The sequence below is a fragment of the Granulosicoccus sp. 3-233 genome (genome assembly GCF_052681095.1).
In genome coordinates, this window is sequence record NZ_JBQYLE010000013.1 from 1 (window position 1) to 26,290 (window position 26,290).

The window sequence follows — 26,290 nt, forward strand, 5'->3', positions numbered from 1 at the left end:
TTGATGGTGTGGTAACTACCAATCAACCAGATACGCCGCTTTTTTTCAACCTTGCTCAGACACCACTTTCAACCATAACTCCTCATGCGGAAAAACAGCTCAAAGCCATCAATGCAGCTGCTGACCTGGCGAAGCATTATGGCTCAACGCTGACCCTGGTCGGAGTAACCAGTAACACGCCAAATGAAATCGCTCATTCGCCTGACGAATTCGCTGAAAAACTCGCAGCTTACGCTGAGGCGCGATCACAGGAATTTGGTGTGGATTTCAAGGCGCATTCCACGGTCAGTGTTGATGTGGCTGTGGATCTGGAGAAGAAGCTGAATCAGGCTATTCACGAGATCGGTGCGGACTTGATCGTCATGGCCTCACACGAACCGGGATTTCGCGATTACATTTTCAGATCCCACTCCGAAAATCTGGCGACCCACACTGATCTGTCGGTCATGATCATTCGTTGATGACGTGTCAGGTCTAACGGTGTCCTTGTCCGGCGTGATCAATGTCAGCGGCAACTGCGGATGGCGTTTGCGTAACTCGGCGACACTGGAGGCTCAGGCACCGCCAGCGTAGATCATTTCTTTCTGTCATTCGAAACCGATGGATTGCAAGTCGAAAGGTTTCCCGGTCCGGCGTGATCCCGGAGGTTCAGTCAGAGCCCAGGTAGACGACTTCATCCTGTCGTTCGAAATCGATGGAATGAATGACGGTGGATTCATCGTTGATCAACATCACGTTGTAATGCCTTTCCAGCGGCCCTGTGGCGAATCGCGGTTGAGGTTGTTCAACACCTGGCCACAGCGCTCTGGCAGTGCCGCGGTTGGCAGATAGCGGTACACCGTGGAGGCTGCCACTGAGAGTGAAATGACAATGACCGAAGGCGATGTGGCGCACGATGTCCCGGTATTTACCGATGAGCGTGCGAAAGCTGGAGCCGTTCAGCAAACCGATACTGTCGGCACTCAAGACATGCACTGGTGTCGGGTTGTGATGCATGAAAAGCCAGGCAGGTGTGTTGTCAGCCTGTGCCGAACTCAGAGTCGCGTCGAGCCAGGCGGAACGATCCTCGCAGAAGTGGCCTGTATTGGTGCCCGGTTCATGGGTGTCGAGATACACGAACAGGCCTGACTCCGTCTTTTCTGCCCACTGTGTGAATCCATTCGAGTCTTTGGGAGTTTCCGGAAAGACGGATTGAAAGACCTTGCGATCATCGTGATTCCCGAGCAGCAGACGCAACCGAGGGTCGTCGGCCAAGCCTGCGTCCATCAACAGTTGCCGAAGCTTCAGATAACTTTCGCGATCACCATGGTCACTCAGATCTCCGGTGACGACGATCAGATCGGCGTCAGTGTGGAAACGGGCGATGTGACGCAAGGCTGCTTCGCAGGGTTCGATCGAGTCACAGTTCATGACCGGATCGGGCGAAATGTGAAGATCAGTCAGATGTATGACTTTCATCGAGCAGACTCAGAAGAATGTATCGGAGATATCCGCTGCAGGTCAGCGTCGCTGACCTGATCACGGCCTGAATCATTATAGCCATAGCTGTCTGCTGAACATCACTCGCCGATCAAGGCGAAGCCCGGGTTTGTGGCCATTTTGTCCTGCACATTGTCTGGCCGCTTGAAAAACCGTCAGGCAAGCAAGAATCGATTTGAACTCCGGAGCGTTGAGAGGTCCATTTAGTGCAGACCAATACACCTGATCGTGGCAAAGGTGCATGACCCCGGAACTTTGATGAATCTCTCTCGCAACACATCGGATCTGACCCATGAAGTGATGGGGTGCAAGACTGATCCATGCCCATGAAGTATGGCTTCCCGACCCGCAAGGGGACTCTGGCGGTTTTGCTTGGTGGATTCCTGATGGCTGGGGGCACTACAATCATCCTGACTGCGAACCGACCGACCCTTTTCATCAATGCCCGCATACTGACCATGAACGACGATCGGCCGTTTGCGGATGCGTTGCTGATGAATGGGCGTTACATCTCGGCCGTTGGCGATCAGCAGTCGCTCGAACAGGAATTACCCTGGCTCACGCGAGTCATCGACCTGCGCGGTAAAAGTGTGGTTCCGGGTTTTGTGGATGCACACAGCCACTTTCCCAGTTCCGGTCTGGCCCGGTCCTTTCTGGATCTGACACCGCCTCCTGTTGGAGACGTGAGCAGTCTGGATACCCTGTTACGCCGGGTTGGCGAGTATGCCGCGAGGCGGCCAAGGGGTGAATGGATTCTGGCCTTCAACTATGATGATGCTTCGTTGGCGGTACAACGACATCCCACACGACAGGAACTTGATCGAGTCGCACCGCATCATCCTGTCTATCTGTGGCATCGTTCCGGACACATGGGAGTGGCGAATTCGCAGGCCATGGCGGAGTTGGGACATCAGGACGAAAGCCATGCGCGTTCGTCCTTCGAGAAGAACAACTTCGAGCCGCAGCGTGACAGTCAGGGACAGCTGACCGGATTGTTGCAGGAAGGGGTTGCTCCCCGCCTGGGGAGACTGTTGATGAAACTGCCACTCCGCGACCTTCTGAATGCCTTGCTATATGCTCGAGATAGTTACTTGCAGGCCGGTGTGACAACTGTACAGAACGGGTTTGCCGACCTGCTGTCCATGCGAATGCTTTTCTGGGCGCAGCGTCTTGGCATCATTCCGCAGCGAATCGTCGTCTGGCCAGCCTATGAGAAGATGGCGGACAGGATAAGTAGCGAGATCTCTGGCGAACGGCTCGGTACAGCGACAGACGCTCTGCAGAGAGCATTGGACTGGCAGGCCGATCCTGAGTATTTCTCACTGTCTGCTCTCAAACTGAGTGTTGATGGAAGCCCACAAGGGCGCACAGCGTGGCTGACTGAGCCTTATCGCTCCACCGGAGGGAAAGCTCCTGATTACCGTGGTTTTCCAGCGCTGTCTGCGCAGCGGTTGAAATCTCAGGTGCTCGAGTTCCACCGGGCTGGCGTTCGATTGGCATTGCATGGTAACGGTGATGCTGCCATCGATCTGATCATTGAAGCGCTCGATGCAGCGCAGTTGCAGTATTACCGGCCCGAGATTGGGCATATCGTGGTACATGCGCAGACAATTCGGGAAGATCAGTTACCCCGGCTGAAGCAGCTGGGCGCCACTGTATCCTTTTTTCCGGCACATACCTTCTTCTGGGGCGACTGGTATCGTCAAACCGTACTCGGAGAGGAGAGGGCAAGACGGATCAGCCCGCTCGCCCTTGCCGATACCTACGAGGTCGCATACTCCCTGCATTCGGATGCTCCCGTGACGCCGGTCAATCCCATGCAGATACTCTGGAGTGCCAATCGGCGCGAGACATTGAGCGGTCATGTGCTCGGGCCCGAGTTCATCATCAGCAGGGAACGAGCATTGCGTGCCATGACGCTTGATGCCGCCTCGCAGAATGGTCTGGAGCATGACAGAGGGTCACTGGAGGCTGGCAAGTTGGCGGATATCGTCGTCTTGTCGAGTGACCCCCTGAGCGAACCGGATGTGCGCAACATTCGTGTAGAGCGTGTCTGGATCGGTGGCCGAGATGTCTACATGCGTGAAGCCGCATCACGATGAGTGCGGCGCTGGATTCTTCCTGTCTAGAGAGTCTGGCCGCGAGGTGACGTGGGCCGGTCGGCAGTGCTGAGTTGATTGAACACGGTGACCTCCTTCGATTCGAACATGTGCTGTGTCTGTTGATCGAATGCCCTGAAATGTGGCGAATCCAGATGCAGGTCGAAGGCTGCAGCATCGGCATAGATTTCATACAGAAATATGTCGCCTGGACGAGTCGAGTCAGTGCAAACATCGAATTGGTGGCAGCCGACTTCACTGCGCAGTGATTCGGATGCATTCTGAATCATCAGCTCCGTGAAGCTCTGCAGATGGTCGGTCTTGATACGGAACCGGACGGTGACAACATGCATGGGATCGTTCTCGTGTGTGCAAGCGTTTGACAAAGCTTGAAAGGGACGGTTGACGCAAGTTCATCGCCCGGAAAAATGGGTATTCAGCGAAACAGATGAACCATGGTCATCGACACGGCAGGGAAATAGGTGACCAGTACCAGGGTTGTTATTGCTGCCAGGTAGAGTAATCCCATCTTTCGGGCAATGGACAATACTCCGACCCCGGAAATGCGCGACGCCACATACAATGTCGCTCCGACCGGTGGAGTGAACAGGCCGACAGCGACATTGCAAGTCATGATGACCCCCAGATGTACCGGATCGACCCCAAAGCTCTGGGCGGTTGGCAGGAAGAGCGGAGCAGTCAGCAGAATTGCCGGAACCGGGTCGAGAACCAAGCCCAGGATCAGCAGTACGATATTGACCAGCAGCAGAAAAACCGCCGTGCTTGATGACAAGTCCTGGACGAAGCTCACCAGTATCTGCGGCATCTGTTCCAGCGTGATGAGCCAGCCCAGAACAGTCGTCGCGCCAATGACCACCATGACAGTGGCACTGGTGACAAAGGCATCAACCATGAGTCCGGGCAAGTCGCGAATCCGGAAGTCACGATAGATGAATATGGTGACGAGCAAGCCATAGACCACCGCCAGGGCTGCGGCCTCTGTTGGCGTGACCCAGCCGGAGAATATACCGCCCAGAATGAGCACCGGCATCAATAACGCAGGTGCGGTTCCGATGAAAGAGGACCAGAGTTCGGCTCGGGTAGTCGTTCGTCCACCGGGATCACAACCGCTGGACTTTCCGACGTGGAAGCATACGGCCATGAATGCAAGGCCGAACATGGCGCCGGGTACGATGCCGGCCAGGAAGAGATCTGCTACCGATACATTGCCGACAAAGCCGTAGATGAGCATGGGAATCGAAGGCGGAATGATGATACCGATGGTGCCGGCAGCGGCGACGAGACCGGCTGCAAATCCCGGGGTGTAACCCTGTCTTGCCATGTTCTTGATCATGACTGAGCCGATGGCGGCGCTGTCGGCAATGGCTGAACCGGAAATACCCCCGAAAATCATGGATGCACCGACGACGACCATGCCCAGGCCTCCCGGCATGAAGCCGCAGGCCGCGCGGGCAAATCCGATGATGCGCAATCCGACCCCGCCGCGGCTCATGAGCTCGCCTGCGACGATGAACAGGGGAATGGCCAGGAAATGATTGGGCTCGACCCCACCGATGAAGTTCAGATACAGGGCCTGCAGTGGATAACCCAGATCAAAAACCAGAATGGGGAGTACGGCAGTCAGCAAGATGGCCCAGACCAGGGGTATACCCAGAAAAACCGTGATCAGGAATATGGAAACAACAAAGAGCAGAATCATGTGGCGTTGCCTGCTTCAGTGCCCGTGTCCGGAGATGGTCGGGACGGATGAGTGGGATCGTTGGAGTGCTTCACATCGATGACAGTGTTGAACAGATGAAACACCAGGCAAAGCAGCATGCCGGCCGGCATCGAGGCATACAGAAATCCTACCGGCAGATACAGCACGGTTGTGCGTTGTGCCCAGGTGTGCGTAGAGATGGAGTAGCCCGTCACGACCAGGCTGATCATCATGAGCGCGACAATGAGGTTGATCAACGTTGACAGGTGATAACGAGCACTACGAGGTAACAGGCTGTCGACGATTTCGGTCACTCTCATATGTGCTCCGCGTGCCACCGCAGCAGCGCATCCCAGAAATGTGCTCCACAGCAGCAGAAAAGCGGTGACTTCCAGAGACCATGCCAGGTCAAAGCCTGCGGCACTGCGCAGGGTTGCATTGACAAAGACCAGGGTGACAATGAAAGCGCCCGATAGCACCAGGGCATAGTCAATGACCCGGCTCAGCGTTGTCAGGACAGGTGGATAATATGGTCGATAATCCATGCCGGTTTCCTCGAGGAATCGAAAAGCCGAAGCAGGTCATGCTCCGGCATTGGCAACGTCTGGCAGAGATCTACTGCGCTGGTTTCATTTCCCGAACCGCGGCGGTATCGGCCAGGACACGATCAACTGCTTCAGCGCCGTAGACTCCTCGGGCCTTGTCATACACCGAGGCGACCGCGTCGCGAAAGGGCGCGATGTCGGGCGTGGTGACCGTGGCACCCTCTGCCTTCATTTCCTCGAGTTGTTGTTCCACGGAGTTCTTGACGAGATCGCGACTGAATGCTGCAGCCTCTTCGCTGGCCTTCTGAATGGCGGCCTTGTCTTCATCCGAAAATGACTGCCAGGCCTTCTCGGATACGGTCAGGGGCAACGGGCTGTAGACATGTCGGGTCAGCGTGATGTAAGGGGCAACTTCATGAAATCGCAATGATTTGATGGTGTCCACCGGATTTTCCTGTCCGTTGACGGTGCCTTGCTGTATCGCCAGGTAGACGTCCGTGATGGGCATGACCACGGTCTGGAAACCGATGGCCTCCATGCTCCAGCGGATCATGTCGTTGGGGAAGACACGCATTTTCATCTTCTGCGCATCGGTTGGAGAGTTCAGTGGTTCGGAGGTGGTGAAACTGCGGAACCCCGCCTCCCAGGTGGAGAGTACGCGGAAGCCGACCTCGGGCAGTTTGGCGAATTCTTCCTGTAGCCACTCGGAATTGTCATAAAACTCCCAGCCCTGTTCATAGGTATCGAGCAGAAAAGGCATGGCCATCAGATTCAGGGAAGTCAGATGTGTCGCGTACGAGCCCACGGCCGATACGGTGAAATCGACGCCACCCAGTTGCAATTGCTCGATGGCCTTGGGGTCATTGGCCAGTTGGCCGGCGGGAAATATGCGAACGGTGTATCGACCATCGGTATAGTCGGAAACCTTCTCCGCGAACAGTTCTGCCGCTGCCTGGCGCGAACCACCGGGATTGTCTGTATGGCTGAACTTGAGAACGGTGGCAGCGTGTAACGACGTGCTGAGGGCGAGTAGAGTGGTAGCGGCGAGTAGGCCGAGTCTGACTTTCATGATGCGCTCCTTTGGGCGGTGCCTGGAAGATGTCTCTGGATTTTTGTTGTTGTATGCGATAACGTATACATTAAATTACGCGCAGTCAACCGGCTGAGTGCTTTTGATCAGTTCGCCGAACAGCGAATTTTCGTGAAGTTGATGGAGAGTGGTAATGCCCAGTTCGTTCGAGATAGCCGTATTTGATGGTGACGGCATAGGTCCGGAAATTACAAGTCCGACTCTTCGCATCCTGCAACAGCTCAGTCGTGACTCGTCGAGCTATGATCTTGATTTCAATCGATTGCCTGCTGGCGCCAATCTGTATGCCAGTACCGGTGAGTCATTGCCCGAAGCCTCGCTCGAGGGGGCCAGAAAAGCCGATGCGATCCTGTTGTCGGCCATGGGCATGCCTTCGATTCGCAAGCCTGATGGCACCGAGATTTCCCCGCAGCTGGATCTGCGAAACGAGCTGGACCTGTTCGCGGGGGTGCGTCCCGTGCGAATCAGTCCCGGCCAGAGAACGCCATTGAAGCTCGATGGGGGGCAATCGGTGGATTTCGTGCTGGTTCGCGAGAGCACCGAAGGCCTGTTCTACAGCCGTGGAACCGGTGAGGTCGGGCCGGACGAGGCTCGCGAAACGCTTCTCATCACGCGCAAGACCAGTGAGAAGCTGTTTCGTTTTGCCTTCGATCTCGCCAGACAGCGTCAGGCTGCCGGGCGGGGCGAAGGACGGGTCACCTGCGTCGACAAGGCCAATGTGTTCAGGTCGTTTGCCTTCTTTCGCGAGATCTTCGATGGAGAGGCGAAGCGCTATCCGGAGCTGCAGTCGGATCATGCCTATGTCGATGCCACCGCCTTGTGGATGGTGGAGAAGCCTTGGATCTTCGATGTCATGGTGACCGAGAACATGTTCGGTGACATCCTGTCCGATCTTGGAGCAGGTCTGATGGGCGGTCTGGGCCTGGCGCCTTCCGCTGATATCGGAGATGATCATGCCGTATTCCAGCCATGCCATGGCTCGGCTCCCGATATCGTCGGTCAGGGAGTGGCCAATCCCTTTGCGATGATCCTGTCAGCGGCGATGATGCTCGACTGGCTGGGCCAGCGCCACGATCAGGCGGCCATGGTGAGTGATGGCAATCGATTGAGAGATGCAGTTTACGCGGTGATTGCCGACGGACAGATGACCACGCGGGATCTCGGAGGCAACAGTTCGACCGAGGAGGCTGCAGGAGCCGTCATGGAAAAACTGGAAGAAGGCTGATGGTGGCCGGGCCCATCAAGGTTGCCTGTCTGGGAGCTGGCTATTTCAGCCGTTTCCATTATGATGCCTGGCGCCGAATCGATGAGGTCGAACTCGTCGGTGCCGCAGATCTTGCCATCGACAGGGCTGCCTCGACGGGTCTGCCAGCGTTTGCCGATCTGAGCTCCATGCTGAGCTCGGTAACTCCGGATGTGCTGGACATCATCACCAAACCGCCCACTCATCTGGACGCCATTCGCGAAGCTCTGGAGGCGGGTATCAAGCTCATCATCTGCCAGAAGCCGCTGTGCAATTCACTCGACGAGGTACGGGTCGCAATCGAGCTGGCTGCGCAGGCAGATGCCAGGCTTGTCGTGCACGAAAACTTCAGGTTCCAGCCGTGGTTTCGGTGCATGGCGAAGGCAGTGGATGACGGTCTGGTCGGCAAGGTACATCAGTTCACGTTTCGCTTGCGTCCCGGGGATGGCCAGGGGGCAGATGCCTATCTGGACAGACAGCCCTATTTTCGCGAAATGCCGCGCTTGCTGATTCATGAGACCGGGGTGCATTTCATCGATGTCTTCCGGTTCATGCTGGGAATGCCCAGAGCGGTCTATGCCGACCTGAGGCGGCTGAATACGAATATTGCTGGCGAGGATGCCGGATTCTTCATCTTCGAGTACGAGGATGGCTGCCGGGCCATGTTCGATGGCAATCGTCATCTCGATCATGCCGCTGAAAATACCCGTATCACCATGGGAGAAGCATTGCTGGAGGGAGATCGAGGCTCGCTGTCGCTCACGGGGGATGGTACTGTGACGTTTCGCAGCTTCGGTTCGCGCGATCTGCAGACCTTGTTGCCGGGCATGGGATGGGCCGGATTCGGTGGTGATTGCGTGTATGCCTTGCAACATCACGTGGTACAAGGGCTGCTGACCGGCTCTCCAATCGAGAATCAGGCAAGTGAATACCTGTCTGTCATCGAGCTGGAAGAGTTGGTTTACCGAGCTGCTCGGGAACATCGTAAACAGGAACTGAGTTGACATTGCAAGAAGACGACAGACAGACATCACGTACACAGCTTGCCGTCGAGAGCATTCGGTCGCTGATCTTCTCGGGTGATCTGGCCGCCGGTACCGACCATCTGGAGAACGAACTGGCCGAGAGACTGAGCATGTCGCGAACCCCCATCCGTGAAGCGGCGCGGGTTCTCGAGGCTCAGGGCCTGCTGGTCGTTCGACCGCGCAAGGGTGTGCGAATCCTGACCTTGTCAGCCGAGGACATGGATGAAATCTATGTGGTGCTGACCGAACTGGAAAGTCTTGCCGCTGGTCTGGCCGCTCGTGGCAAATACAGCAAAGCACATCTGAAACCGCTCTTGCAGGCGGTACTGGACATGGAGTCTTCGCTGCAAGGTCTCGATCGAGAAAGCTGGGCGGCTGCTGATGAGCGATTCCACGATGAGCTGGTTCGGCTGGCCGGCAATTCACGCATGGCCGCCATCATCTCGAATTTCAATGATCAGGTTCGCAGAGCCCGTGCATTCACTCTGCATCTGAGGCCCTTGCCATTGCAGTCCAATGAAGAGCATCGTGCGCTGTATGAGGCCATCGAGCGCGGAGACGAAAAGGGCGCGCGCAGGATTCATTGGCATCATCGTGAGAATGCGCGAAAGACGCTGATCGCCATACTCGAAGAAGTGGGCATGAAACATCTCTGACGCAGCCTTGTTTGTGGCATGCCTTGCCGGTTGATGTAATGCACGAGCGGGAGAGATATCGTCTGGTCGATGCTCGACGGCGCGTGTTCCATTTGCGGGTTGACCCGTGATCCTTGATGAAACACACTAAGCGCAATGTGTCTGACGGCTTGCCGTGCGACGCGACTGTCATCCCAATACAGGAATTCCAAAGGTGCGATACGAAGCTCCACTTACCACTCCCGAGGCTGTCGAATTGCTCGCCGGTTCCAGAGGTCGGGTCCATGTCCTTGCCGGCGGAACCGATCTCATCGTCAGGATGAAAGGCGGCTTCATCGAACCTGACGTCGTCATCGACATCAAGCGGATCAAGGACATGCATGTGATCCGCAAGACCGCAGAAGGCATGTCCATTGGTGCGGCAACCAGCTGCGGTGCCATGGGCCGACATCGTGTCTTGAAGAAAGCCTGGCCCGGTGTGGTGGAAGCCGCCAATCTGATCGGTTCCGATCAGATCCAGGGACGGTGCACCATGACAGGCAATCTGTGCAATGCCTCGCCGGCAGCAGACACGGTACCGGCACTGATCGCCGCGGATGCGCAGGTACTTGTCGCAGGTCCGGCAGGAGAACGACGAATACCCGTCGAGAAGTTCACGACGGGGCCGGGAAAGAACGTTCTCAAGAAAGGCGAGCTGGTAGCCGCCCTCGAACTGCCACCGCGCAAGACTCGATCTGCCGATGCCTATCTGCGCTTCACGCCTCGCACGGAAATGGACATTGCCGTCGTCAGTGCAGCGGTCAACCTGACCATCGATCGCAAGAACATCATTACGGCTGCACGGGTCGCACTGGGCGCTGTGGCCATCACTGCCATTCGAGTACCGGCAGCGGAGAAGGCGCTGTTGGGAAATACTCTGGATGAAGCAACGCTGGAAGCCGTGGCAGAAGCCTGTTCGGCAGCCTGTAAACCCATCAACGACAAGCGAGGCACCGTGGAATATCGAACACGAGTAGCAGGAGTCCTGGCAAAACGTGCTGCTCAGTCAGCCTGGACCCGAGCTGGAGGCAAGGCATGACTCAACTGGTCAATACGAATATCAATGGCGATGATGTCGGTTTCGCCTGTGAAGCCGATGAAACCCTGCTGGATGCCCTGCGCAACCGGGTGGGACTCAAGGGCGTCAAGGAAGGCTGTGGTACCGGTGACTGCGGTGCCTGCAGCGTTATTCTCGATAACACTCTGGTGTGTTCCTGCCTGGTGCTGGGCATGGAAGTCGAAGGACGCAAGGTGGAAACGGTCGAAGGTCTGAGCGATGGTGCCGAACTGCATACCTTGCAAAGCAAGTTCATCGAGCATGCGGCCCTGCAGTGTGGCATCTGCACGCCAGGGTTTCTGATGGCTGCCAAGGCGTTGCTGAAGAACAATCCTGATCCTACCGAAGAAGAGATCCGGTACGCCCTGGCGGGAAATCTGTGCCGCTGTACCGGCTACGACAAGATAGTCAGGGCGGTACAGGCGACCGCCGCCGAACTGCGAGAGGCTTGAGTCATGAGTGCTGATACGAAATTCACGGGGCAATCCTTCAAATCCGTTGGTACACGTCCACTGCGACCGGACGGCATCGACAAGGTGACCGGGCGTGCCCGCTACGGCGCTGATATCGATCTGCCGGGGCAACTGGTCGGGAACATCCTGCGCAGTCCGCATCCACACGCGGCAATACGCGGTATCGACACTAGCAAGGCCGAGGCTCTGAAGGGGGTCAAGGCGGTCATCACGGCCGCCGATCTGCCGGACCTGACCAACGGCAACAGCGAGCTGTTCGATATTCTCGACAACTGCATGGCTCGTAGTCACGTCTATTACGACGGTCATGCGGTGGCGGCGGTGGCGGCCGTGGATGCCGTGACCGCGCGCAAGGCCCTGAAGCTCATCAAGGTGGATTACGAACTCCTGCCACATGTCACCGATGTCGATGAGGCCGTGGCCAAGGACGCACCGATACTTCACAAGAAGTGCTTTACACAGGGTGTGGAACCAAAACCGAAGAAACCCTCGAATGTCGCTCGTCGTTCCGAATTCGGTCACGGTGATGTGGAAGCCGGTTTTGCCAAGGCGGATGTCATCATCGAACGAACCTTCAGAACCGAACAGACTCACCAGGGGTACATCGAACCCCATGCCTGTGTGGCCAGCATCAGCCCCGATGGCAGCGGCGAATTGTGGGTTTGCACTCAGGGACATTTCGTATTCCGTCAGCATTGTGCGGAGCTGCTGGGCATGGATGTGTCCAAGTTGCGAGTGACTCCGACGGAAATCGGTGGCGGCTTCGGAGGCAAGACTCACGTCTGGGCCGAACCCGTTGCGCTGGCCTTGTCTCGCAAGGCCAATCGTCCGGTCAAGCTGGTGATGTCGCGCGATGAGGTTTTCCGGGCTTCGGGCCCCACCAGTGCCACGTCCATCGACGTGCGTATCGGTGTGACGAAAAAAGGGCGTATCACGGCTGGCGATGCAACCTTGCGCTACACCTCGGGCCCGTATGTCGGTATGTGGGCCGAGTTGGGTGCCATGACTGCATTCGCCTGTTATGACATGAAGCATGTGCGTACGGTTGGTCTGGAAGTACTGGTCAATCGGCCGAAGACGACTGCCTATCGAGCGCCATCGGCTCCCATGGCAGCCTTTGCCGTGGAGAGCGTGGTCGACGAACTGGCCGCTCGTATCGGCATGGACCCGGTCGATCTTCGTATTCGCAATGCCGCGAAAAAGGGCACGCAGTCATCCTATGGACCAGTCTATGGGCCTATCGGAATCGGACCCACCTTGCAGGCTGCCAAAGAACATCCTCACATGTCGGCTCCGCTGGGCAAGAACCAGGGACGTGGCATGGCCTGCGGCTTCTGGTTCAATTTCGGCGGCCAGACCTGTACCGATCTCAATATCGCTCCCGATGGCACGGTTTCGTTGACCGTGGGCACCATCGATGTCGGTGGTGCGAGGGCGTCGTTGGCCCTGGTGGCAGCCGAGGAACTGGGAATTCCCTATGACCAGGTACGCACGGTGGTGGGTGATACCAGCACGCTCGGTTACAACGACATGACCGACGGAAGTCGCGGCACCTTCTCCAGTTCCATGGCGACCATCATGTCGGCTCGCAATGCCATAGGGATTCTCAAGGAAAGAGCGGCATTGATGTGGGACATCCCTGTTGGCAAGGTTGTCTGGGAAGAGGGCTGCGCCAAGGCAGTCGGCAAGAAGTATGGCAACCTGGCACCACTGTCACTGGCCGAGATCGCAGCGGCAGCTCCCAATACCGGCGGACCCATTGCCGGCCACAACGAGCTGGTGGCTGATGGTGCCGGAGTCTCCTTTGCCACACACATCTGTGATGTGGAAGTGGATCCCGAAACGGGCCGGACCCAGGTGGTGCGCTACACCGTCATTCAGGATGCCGGCAAGGCGGTACACCCCACTTATGTGGAAGGTCAGTATCAGGGTGGAGCTGCACAGGGAATCGGCTGGGCTCTGAATGAGGAATATGTCTATGGAGACGATGGACGTTTGCAGAATGCGGGCTTTCTCGACTACCGGATCCCCGTCTGCTCCGATCTGCCCATGATCGATACTCAGATTCTCGAGATTCCCAACCCCAATCATCCCTACGGGATTCGGGGGGTGGGTGAGACGTCCATCGTGCCACCACTGGCAGCCATCGGGAATGCGGTATCGAATGCCTTCGGGGTTCGCATGACACACGTGCCGATGTCGGCGCCACGTATTCTCGCGGCGCTGGATGAGGCGCGGGAAACTTCCACGGGTGACGCGGAAACCGCCTGAACCGGGTGGAACGCTGACGCCTTGCAATCCGCCTGCTGCCATGTCACTGCATGAGGTCAAGCTCTGGTCCGCCCTGCGTCCACACGCGCAGGGCGCAACCAGTGTTCAGGTAAGGGCACGAACCATTCGTGAGCTGTTCAATCGGCTGGAAGCGGAATATCCGGGCATGACACCGTTCATCAGGCAGGGAATTGCCGTGTCTGTGGATGGCACCCTGTACCGCGATAGCTGGGAGACAGCGTTGCCCGAAGGCGCCGAGGTCTTTCTGCTGCCGCGAATTCAGGGCGGATAACGACGGGTACAACAAACACCTGTCAGGTAGAGCCTGTTCCACGTTCGATAGTGTCGAGGCAGACGCCTCGGTGCCCAGCAATGCGTGCAAGTGCACAGTGCCGACGTTCTCGGGAGACCTTGTCGCACAGGCTATCTGCGTTGCTCGACTGACAACTCGACCATTGCAGAGCTTTCTGCCGTTTCGATGGCGACGTTGATCGTTGTCGAGCCAGTTGCCTTCGTTCGGCCATGCCGATCAGAATGCATCTGCCCACAGCCCACAGCCCACAGCCCACAGCCCACAGCCCACAGCCCACAGCCCACAGCCCAGTGCCCAGTGCCCAGTGCCCAGTGCCCACAGCTTACTGCGTACTGCTCAGTGCTCAGTGCTCAGTGCTCAGTGCTCATTGGCAATTGTCAGCTGCCCTTCGCCTGATTTCCCATGAAATACCGTAGTGCTTCTTGACGGCAAGCCTGCGTTGCAATTACGAGAACTCAGGCAATAAATCAGCAGTAGCTTTCAAATATGAACTATCAATTCATATTTGCATGAATCGATTTTTCTCGTCATAATCCTCTCGAGCCCGGCAAATTGACCTCGACAAGAACGAGGCGAGAGAGGAACCACATCGTGAGCACCGTATCCCCGACTACCGACGGCGCAAGATCCGGCCAGACACCGGCATCTGCGCAAGCCCCTGACTGGCTGAGCAGCTACGAGCAGGATGGCTACTTTTTTCCTGTCAGAGTCATGAGCACCGAGCAGGCTGCGGTGTATCGAAAGACGATGGAAGATTTCGAAAAGCAGATGTCAGGTGACCCGGAAACTCGCAAACTGGCGCTGCTCAATGCGGCCTATCTGCTGCCATTTGTGGATGAAATCAGTCGGCTTCCTGCCATTCTGGAGCCGGTCAGTCGCATCCTGGGCCCTGACCTGCTGGTCTGGAATGCCGGTTTTTTCACGAAAGAGCCACACACTGCCGACTTCATCAGCTGGCACCAGGATCTGACCTATTGGGGACTTGACGACAGTCATGAGGTAACGGCATGGGTGGCATTGTCGCCATCCACGGTGCAAAGCGGCTGTGTCAAGTTCGTGGCTGGCACGCACAAGCAGGATATCGTCAGGCATCGTGACACCTTCGACAGCAATAACCTGTTGTCACGTGGTCAGGAACTGGCGGTCGAGGTCGATGAGGACGAAGCGACCAATGTGTTGCTGCAACCCGGTGAGATGTCACTGCATCACGGCAAGGTGTTTCATGGCTCTCATGCCAACGCCTCTGATGATCGTCGCATCGGTCTTGCCATTCGCTACATCTCACCTGACATGAAGCAGACCATCACGGACAAGACCACGGCCAAACTGGTTGCCGGCAAGGACGACTACGGGCACTTCCGGCTGATGGAGCAGCCCAGGGGAGTCGTGGATTCCGACGATCTGGCGTCGGTCCGCGAGAATCTGCGTATCCAGCAGGAATTCCTGTTTGCCGGTGTGGAAAAGTAGATCGTTGCCCCTGGTGTCAGTCGGCATCTTCTGATGCCGAGCTGGCAGCAGTGTTTCCCCTGCGTCTTCCTTCTCTCACAGCAAGAAAGATTGCACCGCACACGATGATGATGGCTCCTGCCGCGCCTGCCTTGTCCGTGGTTTCTCCGAAGACGAGATAATCGAGTATGCCAGCAAATACAAGTGTGGAATACATGAAGGGGATGACATAACTGGCGTCTCCATCGCGCAGGCTGGTGAGAAAGAAGATCTGGGCCATGGCCATGCTCAGACCGACGCCTGCCATCAGCAGCCATTGCAGGGGGCTGGGCCAGATCCACACGACACTGGCTGCGATCAGCGCGATGACCAGGCCGATGCTGTTGTTCAGAAACAGTATCTGGGTGCGCGGCTCCAGCGCCGAGAGTCGTTTGATGTACAGGGCTTCGAAGCCGCTGGCCACTGCTGCGGTCAGAGCGATGAGAGCTGCGGGCTGAAATGCGGAGGTACCGGGGCGCAGAAGAATCATGGCGCCCGTCAGCATGATGGCCACGGTGGTGATGCGTACCGGGCCAACCTTTTCCTTCAGCAGCAGAACCGCCAGCGCCAGTGTGACTACCGGCGTAAGAAAGCTGATGGCGGTGGCATCGGTCAAGGCCATTTTCGAGCTTGCCCAGAATATGCAGGTCACGGTGAGCCAGCCCAGGACGGTACGTACGACATGCAGTTGCCAGTGAATCGGCTGGAAGGCTCTGCGACGATACAGCACGATTGCCAACCACAGGATCCAGGCAGCCAGGAATCTGCCGGCGGTGATCTGCAGGGGGTGTATGTCCTCGTCGACTGCAGGCATCGAGAATCGACCTGCAAGGCCCTTGGCGAGAAAGGTCGATACGGCAATGAAGACGCTGGCGGCAACCATGCTCAGTGCGGCAAGGCGGGATTGGGTGATCAAGTCGGAGTGGCTGGGGAGGGCTTCTGGTCATTGCATCACAGGTGCAGATGAATTGCACTCGGAGAGGCAAGGTCGTCGCGTCCGGGTATCCTTCCACCGCGTGGCGCTTGTATGATCATCCGTGACGACTTGCGTCGGCATCGAGTGTGGAATCCATGGGTGAACCCGAGAAGAATGCGCTGTCGCTGGTACTGAGTCCGTTGACATTGCCGGATTTCATGAGTCAGTACTGGGAGCGCGAAACGTTGCACATCGAGCGTGATGCAAACGCTCATTTCAACGACATTCTGCAGATGAGCGATATCGAATCACTGCTGTCGAGCCGAGAGCTGCTGTTTCCCGCCGTGCAGCTGAGTTGCAAGCGCTCGCCAGTTGCCGTCACGGCCTATACCGACGAGGGCAACCGGATCGTGCCGCGCCGGCTGATCGAGGAGTATCGTCGAGGGGCAACCATCGTGATGTCCGCCGCCCATCAGTCACTCCCGGCACTGGCAGGGTTCAGGCGAGCGGTGCAGGCGGAGCTCGGCCTGCGCTGTCAGACGAATCTGTATCTGTCACCGCCGGGTGAACAGGGCTTCGGGGCTCACTATGACTCACACGATGTCTTCATCCTGCAGGTACACGGTAGCAAGACATTCAACTTCCATGAAGGCGGAATCGAGATGCCTTATGCGCACGAAGGCTTTGATGCCGCTATCCACGAACCGGGCGAACTGGCTGACAGTGTCATCCTCCATGCCGGTGATACCTTGTACATTCCTCGGGGTGTTTTCCATGATGCCGTAGCCGGAGACCAGGCCTCACTGCACATCACACTGGGTATCCATGCCATGACGCTTCGCGACGCCTTGCTGGAAATGGTCGATGTCATGGCGCAGGCGGATCCCCGGTATCGTCGCAGTGTGCCAACCGAGCTGTGGCGGGCATGGTCTGAAAATGGCCTGGCGGATGATGCGTCGGCCGGGAGCGTCGAGGCCTTGCGGGACTTGCTGAACGTGTCGCTGGAGGAACATCACTGGCAGGCTGCCCGGACACGACTGCTGGATGCCGTTTCACTGGACAATGCTCAGGACTGTTTGGGGCAACTGACTCATCCACCTGGCCCATGGCTGCCCGGCACCGTGATATGTCTCAGGGCAGATGCGCGGATCGTCACCGAGCGTCAGGCAGAGCGAGTTTCCTGCCGTGTGCCGGGGCAGGTGATGGAGCTGAGCGATCCGCTGGCTCAGGCTTTCGAGCAACTTCTGTCACGACAGGTTCAGGCCCTGTCTGACTGGACGGCCCTGACCGAGGATCAGCGACAGGCCCTGTGCGAGCAGCTTTGGCAGGCAAACATCATTGAGGTCGTGGATGAACCGACTGCTTCGGCTGGCGCATTTGACGAGCCGCAAGACTTGCAGTAGGTTGTAGCGGTAGGCGTCGATGTCCTGTTTCGGGAGTAACCGTCATGTCGAAAAAGCAACAGAGTGACTCAGTCGTTGTCTGGGACCGTGCCAGTCGGCGTCAATTCATGCGGACTGGTGCCGGCTTTCTGCTGGTTGGCGGGGCATTGACGGCAAGCCGCGGCGTTCGTGCCGACGATTGTGATCGCAATGGACAGCAGCGCGAAAGCTCAGCCGATCAGGACTCCGGAGAAAACTCGGATCCGAAGGGTTGCCAGAGCCGCAACATCGTGTCCGAACATCAGCCGCAACGTACGGCCCCCGTGCAGGTCAAACGCATCAAGGCGTAATCTGACAGATCCCGCAATTGGCGGTGCTGTCGGTGTGATGTCAGACATCGTGTGCCATCGATGCTATTTGAGGCGATGGCACAGTCCTGCGACCATGAGTACCACCTCATCGCAACGCTGAGCCATGGCCTGATGCAGCAAACCGGCTTCGTCGCAATAGCGCCTTGAGAGCTCGCCCATCGGAACGATGCCCATGCTGGTTTCATTGGAGACCATGATCAGGCGACTGCCACAGGTATCCACGGCTGTCTGCAAAGCCTGTAATTCCTGACGTAGTGTGGCCTCGTTCTCCAGCATCAACAGATTGGTCAGCCACAATGTCAGGCAATCGACCAGCACACAGTGCTGCGTGTTGACCCCTGTTATGGCTCGGCCCAGTAGCAGAGGTTCCTCGACCAGCTGCCACTGCGGATTGCGCTCGGCCTGGTGGCGAGCGATGCGTGCCTGCATGCCGGTATCATCAGCTGTGGCGGTCGCGATGACGGTGACCGGGAGACCGGAGTCGGTGGCCAGTTGCTCGGCGTGACGTGACTTGCCGGACTTGACGCCGCCGAGTATCAGGGATTTCATGCGAAGACTCCGGGTTCTGCCTGAAGGAAACTGGCCGATTCTACCGCCACAGGCGCGCGTCCCCATTATCGGGCGGGATTCGATGAGTTACCATTGGGGTTTGTCAAACAAGGGAAGATCGGTAATGGCGAAGCTAGCATTCCTCGGACTCGGCGTAATGGGCTACCCGATGGCAGGCCATCTGCAAAAGGCGGGTCATTCCGTCACCGTCTACAACCGTACCACCGAAAAAGCCGAACGTTGGGCTGGTGAATACGGGGGTTCCTTCGCGCCAACGCCTGCAGAGGCAGCTGAAGGGGCCGACTTCGTCATGGCTTGTGTCGGCAATGATGACGACCTGCGTTCTGTTGTATTGGGTGACACAGGTGCATTTGCCGGCATGGGCAGCGGCTCGGTGTTTGTCGATCATACAACGGCATCCGCCCAGGTGGCACGGGAACTGGCCAGCGCTGGCGCGGAGGCTGGAATCGGCTTTGTCGATGCGCCGGTTTCCGGAGGACAGGCGGGTGCTGAAAATGGCCAGCTGGCCATCATGTGCGGCGGCTCCGAGGCCGATTATGCGCGTGCACAACCCGTCATGGATGTCTATGCCAAGGCCACCGAGAGATTCGGTGATGTCGGTGCCGGACAAGTGACCAAGATGTGCAATCAGATCTGTATTGCCGGTCTGGTGCAAGGCATGTCCGAAGCCATCAACTTTGCCGAGAAATCCGGTCTGGACGCCAAGCAGATGGCCAATCTGGTTGCCAAGGGTGCCGGTGGCTCCTGGCAGTTGAGCAACCGCGCCGACACCATGGTGGACAATCATTTCGATCATGGCTTTGCGGTCGACTGGATGCGCAAGGACCTGGGGATTGCCCTGGAAGCTGCCAGGGAAGCAGGTGTGTCCTTACCGGTCACCGCTCTGGTTGACCAGTTCTATGCCGATGTACAACAAATGGGTGGTGGTCGCTGGGATACGTCCAGCCTGATTCAGCGCCTGCGTCATTTTCAGAAAGGCTGATCTCGAGATCCGATTTCCCGCAGGGCCCTGTGTCCGCTGCCAAGGAGCAAATCCGTCATGAAACATGAAACTGTCGACCTTCTCTACGGCCGTGGAACGCTGGCCCTGAACCTGCCTGAGGGGGCTCAGGCAACGGTCATCAGCAAGCCGCCATTTCCGCCGGCGGCCTCGGCCGCCGAGGTCTTTGCACAGGCGCTGGCCAATCCGGTGGATTGTGAATCACTGGAGCAACTGTGCAAGGGACGCAGCAGCGCCTGCATTCTGATCTGCGATATCACACGGCCAGTTCCCAATCACGTGTTTCTGCAGCCCATGATTCGCATCATGATGGATAACGGCATCGCTGCCGAGAACATAACGGTGCTGGTGGCCACCGGTCTGCATCGACCCAATGAAGGCGAGGAGCTGGCCGAGCTGGTGGGTGATCCCTGGGTGCTGGAGACAGTCACTGTGGTCAATCACTTTGCCCAGAACGAAGAGGATCATGTCGATCTTGGCAAGACGAAGACGCGTGGCACACCGGTTGGTATCGACCGGCGTTTCGTCGAGGCAGACCTGCGAATCGCCACAGGTCTGGTGGAACCGCACTTCATGGCCGGTTATTCCGGTGGGCGAAAGGTCATTGCCCCCGGTGTGGCGCATCACGAAACCATTCGTACCTTTCACAGCGCCCGCTTCATGGAAGACCCGGCGGCGACGCAATGCAATCTGGAACACAATCCACTGCATGAAGAGCAGCTGGAAATCGTGCGCATGCTCGGCGATGTGTATGCCGTGAATACCATCATCGATGAAGACCGCAATCTGGTTCATGCCACCTTCGGCGAGGTCATCGCCAGTCATCTGAAGGCCGTGGAATTCGTGCGAGGATTCACCGAGATTGCGGTGGGTCGCAAGTTTCATACAGTGGTCACTTCCTCTGCGGGCTACCCGCTGGATCAGACCTACTATCAGACCGTCAAGGGCATGGTGACACCACTGGATATCCTGGAGCCCGGCGGTACACTCATCATCGCATCGGAGTGCGCCGAAGGTATCGGTTCGCAGCATTATCGCGAAGCACAGGGAAGGCTTGTGTCGCTGGGGCCGGATGCCTTCCTTGATACGCTGTTGGCTAAACAACTGGCCGATGTTGACGAGTGGCAGACCGAAATGCAGCTGAAACCGATGCGAACCGGCAAGGTAGGGCTCTACACCACGGGCCTGTCTGAAGACGATCACCAGTTCACCGGGGTCGAACGGATCAGTGATCTGACTGCCGCCATTGCGCGCAGCATGGCCGAGCATGGAGACCCTGCAGTGGCCATCATTCCCGAAGGCCCCTATGTGGTGCCGGTCTCCAGTTCCGTGGGCGCATGACAACTTCACGACATGTGCATCTCGAACCGGTTGGTGGTATCGCCGGCGACATGTTCGTTGCGGCCATGCTCGACCTTTTTCCGGAACAGTTCGAGACCTGCTGGCAGGATCTGCACGATTGCGGCGTGATGGCGCATGTCGATGTCAGCCTGCAGCCCGGCATGAGCAAGGGGCTGTCGGTAAAACGCCTGCACGTGGCGCTCAAGGCACAGCCCGCCAAACGCACGGGCAATTACCGCGACTTGCGGCGATGGCTGGAGGACAGTGCGCTGGACAAGGCGGTGAAGCATCGCGCCCAGAGCATCCTGCTGACCCTGGCCGAGGCGGAGGCCCAGGTGCATGGTGTCGATATCGAGCAGGTCCATTTCCACGAAGTGGCCGACTGGGATTCCATTGTCGATGTGGTGGCTGCGGCCAGCCTGATCGAAAGAGCAGGCCCCTTGAGCTGGAGCTGCGGGCCGCTGCCTCTGGGTTCCGGACTGGTAAAGACCGAACACGGGATGCTGCCGATACCGGCGCCGGCGACGGCCTGGTTGTTGAGGCAGCTGCCGGTCTGGGACGATGGCGAGCCGGGCGAACGGGTCACACCGACAGGGGCCGCCATCGTGCGCTCGGTCCTGTCGATTGAAGACGCCGAGCCGAGTGATCACGTCGTGAAGCCGGCAGGTGCGTTGCAGGCATCGGGTTGTGGTGCGGGTCAACGAGAGTTGCAACAACGTCCGAATGTGCTGCGGTGTCTGATGATCGACGTGAGCAGCGATAGCGCCACTTCCACGGGGCTGTCGGATGATGATCGGATGCAGGGTTCAGCCCCAAGGGCTGGCGCGGATCAGATTGTCGATCGGGTTGTTCAGTTGTCCTTCGATATCGATGACATGACACCGGAAGAGCTGTCGGTATCGCTGGAGCACATACGCGCCGAGAGTGGCGTGCTGGATGCCGGTTTTCAGCTTGGCATGGGCAAGAAGGGGAGAGCCCTGTTCGCGGTCACTGTGCTGTGCCGTCCCCGGGATGAGGCCTCGGTCAGCGCCCGCTGCCTGGAAGAGACCAGTACGCTGGGCATGCGTGTACAGGTTCTCCATCGTCGAACACTCGAACGAGAGCTGCACGAGGTCGGTGTCGGCGAGGATGCTGCTGGCATCAAGGTGGTAAAGCGACCCTCGGGAGTCCTCACCGTGAAAGTGGAAAGTGATGATCTGGCCGCTACCCCGGGTTTGCAGGCCAGACGTGAGCGTGCACGTCGTTTGCAGGCAAAGTTCGAATCATGAATCGGAATAGTGCAAGCCTGATGGGCGGAAGTATCGAATTGTCGATGGCTCTGGAGGGTCTGCACGAACAGTTGCAGCGATATCCGCGCTTGGCCGTGGCAGTCAGTGGAGGGGTCGACAGCATGACGCTGGCCTCGGTTGCCCATGATGTACTGGGTGATCGCCTGCAGCTGGTGCATGCCGTGTCACCTGCCGTGCCGGAGGAGGCAGGCGAGCGTATTCGCTACCATGCAGAACGCTTTGGCTGGTCGGTCGAGTGGGTTGATGCCAGAGAATTCTCGGATGAACGTTACCGGAAAAACCCGGTCAATCGCTGCTATTACTGCAAGACCAATCTGTATACCCGCTTGAGTGAGGTATGGGACGGACCGATCGCCAGTGGCGCCAATCTGGACGATCTGGGTGACTATCGTCCCGGTCTGTTGGCAGCCAGCGAGAAACAGGTGGTGCACCCACTGATTGATGCAGGCATCGACAAGGCCATGGTGCGGGCCATCGCCCGTCATCAGAAGCTCGAGGATGTGGCCGAGCTACCTGCGCAGCCCTGTCTGTCGAGTCGGGTTGAAACCGGTATTGCCATCAATGCTGATGATCTGCTGTTCGTGCATCGGACCGAACGATATCTGGAGGACGTGCTCGGTCCGGGTGATCTGCGATGTCGAATCACGGCCGATGGCGTGCGTATCGAGGTGCCGGATGCACTGCGGCAGGGCCATGCATCGCAATGGTCTTCATTGAAGGAAGAGTTGCAGCGGCGAATCGACGAAGACGGTCGGCAATTCGCCGGCATCGACAGCTACCGTCGTGGCAGTGCCTTTCTGCACAAGACGGAAACGAAATGACTGGAGTTGCAATAACAGGCTGGTCTGCGGCAGGGTCTGGGTCTTCGTCTTCGTCTTCGTCTTCGTCTTCGTCTTCGTCTGCGTCTGTGTTTGTGTTTGTGTCGGTGCTTGTCTCTGCATCTGCGGGAGGTTACCGGCGTGGCCGATGATGTTCGCTTTGACTGGACGCGTGGAGCACGGGCCCGGGTGCCCGAGGTGGTGCTGGCCGAGAGCAAGACTATCGAGCAGTTGCTGGATATCGCGCAGCAGGCACTGGCACGGCAGCAAGGTGTGCTGATGACCAGGGTGCAGGCCGAGAAGGCTGCCGTGCTTGCAGAACAATTGCCCGGACAGGTTCACCACCATGCGCAGGCCAGGACTGTCGTGGTCGCCGACCAGCCCCCTGAGAGCCTGTCGCAAGAGCGGCCGGTACGCGTGGCCATCGTTGCCGCAGGTACCTCCGATGCGCCGGTTGTTGCAGAAATCGAGCAGGCGCTGCTTTATCTGGGGGAGCCCTCGGCGCGCTATGTGGATGTTGGTGTTGCGGGCTTGTGGCGTCTGACCGAGCTGGCGGATGAGTTATCGGAATATTCGCTGCTGATTGCTGTTGCCGGCATGGAGGGCGCCTTGTTCAGCGTGCTGGCGGGACTGGTGCCAACCCCCGTCATAGCCGTGCCTGTCTCTGTAGGCTATGGGGTCGGTGCCGGAGGGCATGTGGCACTGAATTCGGCACTGAGCAGCTGTGTGCCGGGTATCGCCGTTGTCAATATCGACAATGGGTTCGGAGCGGCAGCTCTGGCCGTCAAGCTGCTGGGGATCCATGCAAGGGCTTGATCGCGCTTTGACGGTGAGGCAGTAGAGTAGCCAGGGCGGTAGAAGAGGCAGTAGGAAGGGCAGTAGGAAGGGCGCTGATAGCAAAAAGGGAACACATGAAAATCATCGAAGATGATCTGTCGAGCGCGGATGTTCTGGAACTGTTGGGTGAACACCTGGATGACATGGCAAGGCATTCACCGGCAGAGAGTGTGCATGCCCTGGACGTGTCCGGTTTGCGTGCGCCAGATGTGACGTTCTGGGTTGTGCGCGATAGCAACTCCGTTCTGCTCGGCTGTGGTGCGCTGAAGGAACTGGACGCAACGCAGGGTGAGCTCAAATCCATGCGAACTTCGAATGCCCATCGACGCAAGGGGGTGGCCTCGGCCATTCTGTCACATCTCATCCAGGAAGCCGCCAGTCGATCCTACACGCGACTGAGCCTCGAAACCGGTTCAGGCGGCCCATTCGATGCGGCCCATGCGCTCTACGAGCGTTTCGGCTTTCGCTTCTGCGGTCCGTTCAGTGACTACGTCGAAGATCCGTTCAGCCGGTTCATGACGCTGGAATTGTAAAAGGGGACGGCGTCAGCAGGATGGCATGGCGTGTGGAATCCGCGACTGTTGTTTCAATGCGACTGACACAAGACATGTATTACCGATGAGTCGCAAAGGTGGGGTTGCCAAGTGGGTAGTGCCGTTGTGGCGATGAAACAGCAAGTATCGGTGCAAACAGGATTGACATAAATCTCTTTACTCGACAGCACGCTCGCCATTACGATCGTATTCAGCCCCTTTGTCGCATTGCTTGTGTATGCCGTGCACATTCAAGGCTGATCGTGTTCGACTGTTCCATTACGCAAGAGAATCCAACATCGATTTCCAACCAGGAGAGTGTCAGGATGTGCGATCTATGTGTCATCAATGCCGTCAAGAAGAAAATGCTGGAGACTGGTCCGGCGGACCCATCCACTCGACGTGACTTTCTGAAGCGGGCCGCTATCGGCGCGACGATGGCGGCGGGCGCCAGCGCTGTTGCCACACCCTCACTGGCTCAAGGGGCAAGCACGGTGGAGGATCTTACACATGAACTGCATCCGGATTTCCCCACTTACTTCGGTGAGCCGGGGTTTGCCATGGATCAGCTTTACAATTTCAAGGACAACGGCTTCAACCTGTTCACATACAACGTCAACGAACATACCGGAACGCATATCGACGCCCCCTTGCACTTCTCGGCCGATGGTCAATCGGTAGCGGAAATTCCCGTGCAGAATCTTGTCGTTCCTCTCTGCATCATCGATATAGCCAGTCGTGCGGACTCGGATGCGGATGCACAGCTGACGCCCGAAGACATCAAGGCGTGGATTGCCAGCAACGGCGACATTCCGGATAAAGCCTGCGTCGCCATGCATTCCGGCTGGGCCAGATACGTGAACGACGCGAAGTTTCGTAATGCGGATGATGAGGGAACGCAGCACTATCCCGGTTTTCACGTGGATGCTGTGCAGATGCTGATGGAAGAAACCGGCGCTGTCGGGATTGCTGTGGATACGCTGTCACTGGATCATGGCATGTCACCGGATTTCGCGACCCACTATGCCTGGTTGCCGACCAATCGTTGGGGAATCGAGAACATTGCCAATCTGGACAAGTTGCCAGCCAGCGGTGCGACATTGGTCGTCGGTGCGCCCAAGCATCGTGGGGGTACCGGTGGCCCTTGCCGCGTATTTGCGATGGTATGAGTGATACCTGAGCTGACGAGGCTTTCCCTGGATTTTCCCACGAAGCGGATGACTGATGGCGACGATTGAACGTGATGACCACCCCGAGGTAGATCCTCGGGTCAAGGCCGTATTCGATGAAATACGCAAGGTAAGAGGAACGGATTACATCAATAATCTGTGGCGTTACCTTGCCTTCGATGCCGACCTGCTGGAAAACGTCTGGCGCGATGTGCGAGACCTGATGGCAACGGAGACGCTGATCGACTTCAAGACGAAGGAGATGGTGTATCTCGCCGTGTCCATTGCCAATGCCTGCCAGTACTGTGTTCACTCACATACGGCGGCTGCCAGGGCTCGAGGAATGAGTGATGCCGAGCACGCGGAGCTGCTGCGCATCGTCATGACAGCGGGGCGGACCAATCATCTGCTCAATGGCATGCAGGTACCGGTAGACGCCGTGTTCGATACCGATCAGGCTGGCAAGTAGCGGGTTCAAGTGCAAAGTTGGCCAAGGTGCTCATGAAAGCTCTGGCAAGATGGCGAATCCGGACACGGTTGCTTTCATCGGACTGTGCAAGTGCCAGCCCGCTATTGTTCACAGGAGGCCC

27 protein-coding genes are annotated in these 26,290 nt (G+C 57.7%); 20 read left to right on the plus strand and 7 right to left on the minus strand.

What is annotated here, in order from left to right; genetic code table 11:
- On the plus strand, nt 1-461 hold a 461-nt coding region (locus ACUNV4_RS25575), incomplete at its 5' end, for a universal stress protein (RefSeq protein ID WP_430881491.1).
- A 187-nt stretch (nt 462-648) separates the two neighbouring features.
- Here the strand turns inward: ACUNV4_RS25575 and ACUNV4_RS25580 are convergent.
- The gene (locus ACUNV4_RS25580) at nt 649-1,458 is read right to left on the minus strand and encodes a metallophosphoesterase (protein ID WP_430881492.1); all 810 of its coding nucleotides are present in this window, start codon (nt 1,456-1,458) and stop codon (nt 649-651) included.
- A gap of 341 nt (nt 1,459-1,799) precedes the next feature.
- Here ACUNV4_RS25580 and ACUNV4_RS25585 point away from each other — a divergent pair, with 341 nt between their 5' ends.
- The gene (locus ACUNV4_RS25585; protein WP_430881493.1) at nt 1,800-3,581 is read left to right on the plus strand and encodes an amidohydrolase; all 1,782 of its coding nucleotides are present in this window, start codon (nt 1,800-1,802) and stop codon (nt 3,579-3,581) included.
- A 23-nt stretch (nt 3,582-3,604) separates the two neighbouring features.
- Here ACUNV4_RS25585 and ACUNV4_RS25590 read toward each other — a convergent pair whose 3' ends face one another.
- The 4 genes from ACUNV4_RS25590 to ACUNV4_RS25605 all read right to left on the minus strand — a co-directional run bounded on the left by ACUNV4_RS25590 (nt 3,605) and on the right by ACUNV4_RS25605 (nt 6,912).
- The gene (locus ACUNV4_RS25590; protein ID WP_430881494.1) at nt 3,605-3,931 is read right to left on the minus strand and encodes a putative quinol monooxygenase; all 327 of its coding nucleotides are present in this window, start codon (nt 3,929-3,931) and stop codon (nt 3,605-3,607) included.
- Between the two features lie 83 nt (nt 3,932-4,014).
- Complete coding sequence (locus ACUNV4_RS25595) at nt 4,015-5,298, minus strand: TRAP transporter large permease (protein ID WP_430881495.1); 1,284 nt, start codon at nt 5,296-5,298, stop codon at nt 4,015-4,017.
- The gene (locus tag ACUNV4_RS25600) at nt 5,295-5,843 is read right to left on the minus strand and encodes a TRAP transporter small permease (RefSeq protein ID WP_430881496.1); all 549 of its coding nucleotides are present in this window, start codon (nt 5,841-5,843) and stop codon (nt 5,295-5,297) included. The genes ACUNV4_RS25595 and ACUNV4_RS25600 overlap by 4 nt, the downstream gene beginning before the upstream one ends.
- 70 nt (nt 5,844-5,913) lie before the next feature.
- Nucleotides 5,914-6,912, minus strand: a complete 999-nt coding sequence (locus ACUNV4_RS25605; protein WP_430881497.1) for a TRAP transporter substrate-binding protein — start codon at nt 6,910-6,912, stop codon at nt 5,914-5,916.
- 154 nt (nt 6,913-7,066) lie between these two features.
- Between ACUNV4_RS25605 and ACUNV4_RS25610 the strand changes: the two genes are divergently transcribed.
- From ACUNV4_RS25610 to ACUNV4_RS25645, 8 genes are all read left to right on the plus strand, one after another.
- Nucleotides 7,067-8,158 (plus strand): isocitrate/isopropylmalate dehydrogenase family protein, encoded by a 1,092-nt coding sequence (locus ACUNV4_RS25610; RefSeq protein WP_430881498.1) that lies wholly within the window; start codon nt 7,067-7,069, stop codon nt 8,156-8,158.
- Entirely contained in the window at nt 8,158-9,180 is a 1,023-nt protein-coding gene (locus ACUNV4_RS25615) for a Gfo/Idh/MocA family protein (RefSeq protein WP_430881499.1), read from the plus strand. The genes ACUNV4_RS25610 and ACUNV4_RS25615 overlap by 1 nt, the downstream gene beginning before the upstream one ends.
- Before the next feature lie 2 nt (nt 9,181-9,182).
- Entirely contained in the window at nt 9,183-9,857 is a 675-nt protein-coding gene (locus ACUNV4_RS25620; RefSeq protein WP_430881500.1) for a GntR family transcriptional regulator, read from the plus strand.
- 193 nt (nt 9,858-10,050) lie between these two features.
- Complete coding sequence (locus ACUNV4_RS25625) at nt 10,051-10,914, plus strand: FAD binding domain-containing protein (protein ID WP_430881501.1); 864 nt, start codon at nt 10,051-10,053, stop codon at nt 10,912-10,914.
- Nucleotides 10,911-11,384, plus strand: coding sequence for a (2Fe-2S)-binding protein (locus ACUNV4_RS25630; RefSeq protein WP_430881502.1), 474 nt, complete (start codon nt 10,911-10,913; stop codon nt 11,382-11,384). Before ACUNV4_RS25625 ends, ACUNV4_RS25630 begins: the two co-directional genes overlap by 4 nt.
- Nucleotides 11,385-11,387: 3 nt before the next feature.
- Nucleotides 11,388-13,676, plus strand: a complete 2,289-nt coding sequence (locus ACUNV4_RS25635; RefSeq protein ID WP_430881503.1) for a xanthine dehydrogenase family protein molybdopterin-binding subunit — start codon at nt 11,388-11,390, stop codon at nt 13,674-13,676.
- Nucleotides 13,657-13,968: a MoaD/ThiS family protein gene (locus tag ACUNV4_RS25640; protein ID WP_430881504.1), complete on the plus strand. Its 312-nt coding sequence runs from the start codon at nt 13,657-13,659 to the stop codon at nt 13,966-13,968. Before ACUNV4_RS25635 ends, ACUNV4_RS25640 begins: the two co-directional genes overlap by 20 nt.
- A gap of 612 nt (nt 13,969-14,580) precedes the next feature.
- Nucleotides 14,581-15,456, plus strand: a complete 876-nt coding sequence (locus ACUNV4_RS25645) for a phytanoyl-CoA dioxygenase family protein (RefSeq protein WP_430881505.1) — start codon at nt 14,581-14,583, stop codon at nt 15,454-15,456.
- A 16-nt stretch (nt 15,457-15,472) separates the two neighbouring features.
- On the opposite strand, the gene ACUNV4_RS25650 is transcribed toward ACUNV4_RS25645, so the two are convergent.
- Entirely contained in the window at nt 15,473-16,390 is a 918-nt protein-coding gene (locus ACUNV4_RS25650) for a DMT family transporter (RefSeq protein WP_430881506.1), read from the minus strand.
- Between the two features lie 155 nt (nt 16,391-16,545).
- On the opposite strand from ACUNV4_RS25650, the gene ACUNV4_RS25655 reads away from it, so the two are divergent.
- Together ACUNV4_RS25655 and ACUNV4_RS25660 are read left to right on the plus strand one after the other, a co-directional pair.
- Nucleotides 16,546-17,793, plus strand: a complete 1,248-nt coding sequence (locus tag ACUNV4_RS25655) for a cupin domain-containing protein (RefSeq protein ID WP_430881507.1) — start codon at nt 16,546-16,548, stop codon at nt 17,791-17,793.
- Nucleotides 17,794-17,837: 44 nt separating this feature from the next.
- Nucleotides 17,838-18,122: a hypothetical protein gene (locus tag ACUNV4_RS25660; RefSeq protein WP_430881508.1), complete on the plus strand. Its 285-nt coding sequence runs from the start codon at nt 17,838-17,840 to the stop codon at nt 18,120-18,122.
- A gap of 63 nt (nt 18,123-18,185) precedes the next feature.
- On the opposite strand, the gene cobU is transcribed toward ACUNV4_RS25660, so the two are convergent.
- A complete protein-coding gene (cobU, locus tag ACUNV4_RS25665) occupies nt 18,186-18,692 on the minus strand; it encodes a bifunctional adenosylcobinamide kinase/adenosylcobinamide-phosphate guanylyltransferase (protein ID WP_430881509.1) in 507 nt (168 codons plus the stop codon).
- A 124-nt stretch (nt 18,693-18,816) separates the two neighbouring features.
- Here cobU and ACUNV4_RS25670 point away from each other — a divergent pair, with 124 nt between their 5' ends.
- The 8 genes from ACUNV4_RS25670 to ACUNV4_RS25705 all read left to right on the plus strand — a co-directional run bounded on the left by ACUNV4_RS25670 (nt 18,817) and on the right by ACUNV4_RS25705 (nt 26,169).
- Nucleotides 18,817-19,695 carry an NAD(P)-dependent oxidoreductase gene (locus ACUNV4_RS25670; RefSeq protein WP_430881510.1) on the plus strand — a complete coding sequence of 293 codons (879 nt, stop codon included), beginning with the start codon at nt 18,817-18,819 and terminating at the stop codon, nt 19,693-19,695.
- Nucleotides 19,696-19,752: 57 nt separating this feature from the next.
- Entirely contained in the window at nt 19,753-21,054 is a 1,302-nt protein-coding gene (larA, locus tag ACUNV4_RS25675) for a nickel-dependent lactate racemase (RefSeq protein ID WP_430881511.1), read from the plus strand.
- The gene (locus ACUNV4_RS25680) at nt 21,051-22,322 is read left to right on the plus strand and encodes a LarC family nickel insertion protein (protein ID WP_430881512.1); all 1,272 of its coding nucleotides are present in this window, start codon (nt 21,051-21,053) and stop codon (nt 22,320-22,322) included. The genes larA and ACUNV4_RS25680 overlap by 4 nt, the downstream gene beginning before the upstream one ends.
- Nucleotides 22,319-23,164: a hypothetical protein gene (locus tag ACUNV4_RS25685; RefSeq protein WP_430881513.1), complete on the plus strand. Its 846-nt coding sequence runs from the start codon at nt 22,319-22,321 to the stop codon at nt 23,162-23,164. Before ACUNV4_RS25680 ends, ACUNV4_RS25685 begins: the two co-directional genes overlap by 4 nt.
- 108 nt (nt 23,165-23,272) lie before the next feature.
- Nucleotides 23,273-23,977: a nickel pincer cofactor biosynthesis protein LarB gene (gene larB, locus ACUNV4_RS25690; RefSeq protein ID WP_430881514.1), complete on the plus strand. Its 705-nt coding sequence runs from the start codon at nt 23,273-23,275 to the stop codon at nt 23,975-23,977.
- A 95-nt stretch (nt 23,978-24,072) separates the two neighbouring features.
- Entirely contained in the window at nt 24,073-24,531 is a 459-nt protein-coding gene (locus ACUNV4_RS25695) for a GNAT family N-acetyltransferase (RefSeq protein ID WP_430881515.1), read from the plus strand.
- A 326-nt stretch (nt 24,532-24,857) separates the two neighbouring features.
- Nucleotides 24,858-25,700: a cyclase family protein gene (locus tag ACUNV4_RS25700; protein WP_430881516.1), complete on the plus strand. Its 843-nt coding sequence runs from the start codon at nt 24,858-24,860 to the stop codon at nt 25,698-25,700.
- Nucleotides 25,701-25,755: 55 nt separating this feature from the next.
- Nucleotides 25,756-26,169, plus strand: coding sequence for a carboxymuconolactone decarboxylase family protein (locus tag ACUNV4_RS25705; protein ID WP_430881517.1), 414 nt, complete (start codon nt 25,756-25,758; stop codon nt 26,167-26,169).
- Nucleotides 26,170-26,290: the final 121 nt, after the last annotated feature.

What these genes read in the sequence shown, in the direction of transcription:
- ACUNV4_RS25615 (WP_430881499.1), top strand. Translation starts at nt 8,158, where the DNA reads ATGGTGGCCGGGCCCATCAAGGTTGCCTGTCTGGGAGCTGGCTATTTC.
- cobU (WP_430881509.1), bottom strand. Translation starts at nt 18,692, where the DNA reads ATGAAATCCCTGATACTCGGCGGCGTCAAGTCCGGCAAGTCACGTCAC.
- ACUNV4_RS25655 (WP_430881507.1), top strand. Translation starts at nt 16,546, where the DNA reads ATGGGTGAACCCGAGAAGAATGCGCTGTCGCTGGTACTGAGTCCGTTG.
- ACUNV4_RS25660 (WP_430881508.1), top strand. Translation starts at nt 17,838, where the DNA reads ATGTCGAAAAAGCAACAGAGTGACTCAGTCGTTGTCTGGGACCGTGCC.
- ACUNV4_RS25610 (WP_430881498.1), top strand. Translation starts at nt 7,067, where the DNA reads ATGCCCAGTTCGTTCGAGATAGCCGTATTTGATGGTGACGGCATAGGT.
- ACUNV4_RS25580 (WP_430881492.1), bottom strand. Translation starts at nt 1,458, where the DNA reads ATGAAAGTCATACATCTGACTGATCTTCACATTTCGCCCGATCCGGTC.
- ACUNV4_RS25605 (WP_430881497.1), bottom strand. Translation starts at nt 6,912, where the DNA reads ATGAAAGTCAGACTCGGCCTACTCGCCGCTACCACTCTACTCGCCCTC.
- ACUNV4_RS25705 (WP_430881517.1), top strand. Translation starts at nt 25,756, where the DNA reads ATGGCGACGATTGAACGTGATGACCACCCCGAGGTAGATCCTCGGGTC.
- ACUNV4_RS25685 (WP_430881513.1), top strand. Translation starts at nt 22,319, where the DNA reads ATGAATCGGAATAGTGCAAGCCTGATGGGCGGAAGTATCGAATTGTCG.
- larA (WP_430881511.1), top strand. Translation starts at nt 19,753, where the DNA reads ATGAAACATGAAACTGTCGACCTTCTCTACGGCCGTGGAACGCTGGCC.
- ACUNV4_RS25700 (WP_430881516.1), top strand. Translation starts at nt 24,858, where the DNA reads ATGTGCGATCTATGTGTCATCAATGCCGTCAAGAAGAAAATGCTGGAG.
- ACUNV4_RS25630 (WP_430881502.1), top strand. Translation starts at nt 10,911, where the DNA reads ATGACTCAACTGGTCAATACGAATATCAATGGCGATGATGTCGGTTTC.
- ACUNV4_RS25600 (WP_430881496.1), bottom strand. Translation starts at nt 5,843, where the DNA reads ATGGATTATCGACCATATTATCCACCTGTCCTGACAACGCTGAGCCGG.
- ACUNV4_RS25680 (WP_430881512.1), top strand. Translation starts at nt 21,051, where the DNA reads ATGACAACTTCACGACATGTGCATCTCGAACCGGTTGGTGGTATCGCC.
- ACUNV4_RS25590 (WP_430881494.1), bottom strand. Translation starts at nt 3,931, where the DNA reads ATGCATGTTGTCACCGTCCGGTTCCGTATCAAGACCGACCATCTGCAG.
- ACUNV4_RS25670 (WP_430881510.1), top strand. Translation starts at nt 18,817, where the DNA reads ATGGCGAAGCTAGCATTCCTCGGACTCGGCGTAATGGGCTACCCGATG.
- ACUNV4_RS25695 (WP_430881515.1), top strand. Translation starts at nt 24,073, where the DNA reads ATGAAAATCATCGAAGATGATCTGTCGAGCGCGGATGTTCTGGAACTG.
- ACUNV4_RS25595 (WP_430881495.1), bottom strand. Translation starts at nt 5,298, where the DNA reads ATGATTCTGCTCTTTGTTGTTTCCATATTCCTGATCACGGTTTTTCTG.
- ACUNV4_RS25585 (WP_430881493.1), top strand. Translation starts at nt 1,800, where the DNA reads ATGCCCATGAAGTATGGCTTCCCGACCCGCAAGGGGACTCTGGCGGTT.
- ACUNV4_RS25635 (WP_430881503.1), top strand. Translation starts at nt 11,388, where the DNA reads ATGAGTGCTGATACGAAATTCACGGGGCAATCCTTCAAATCCGTTGGT.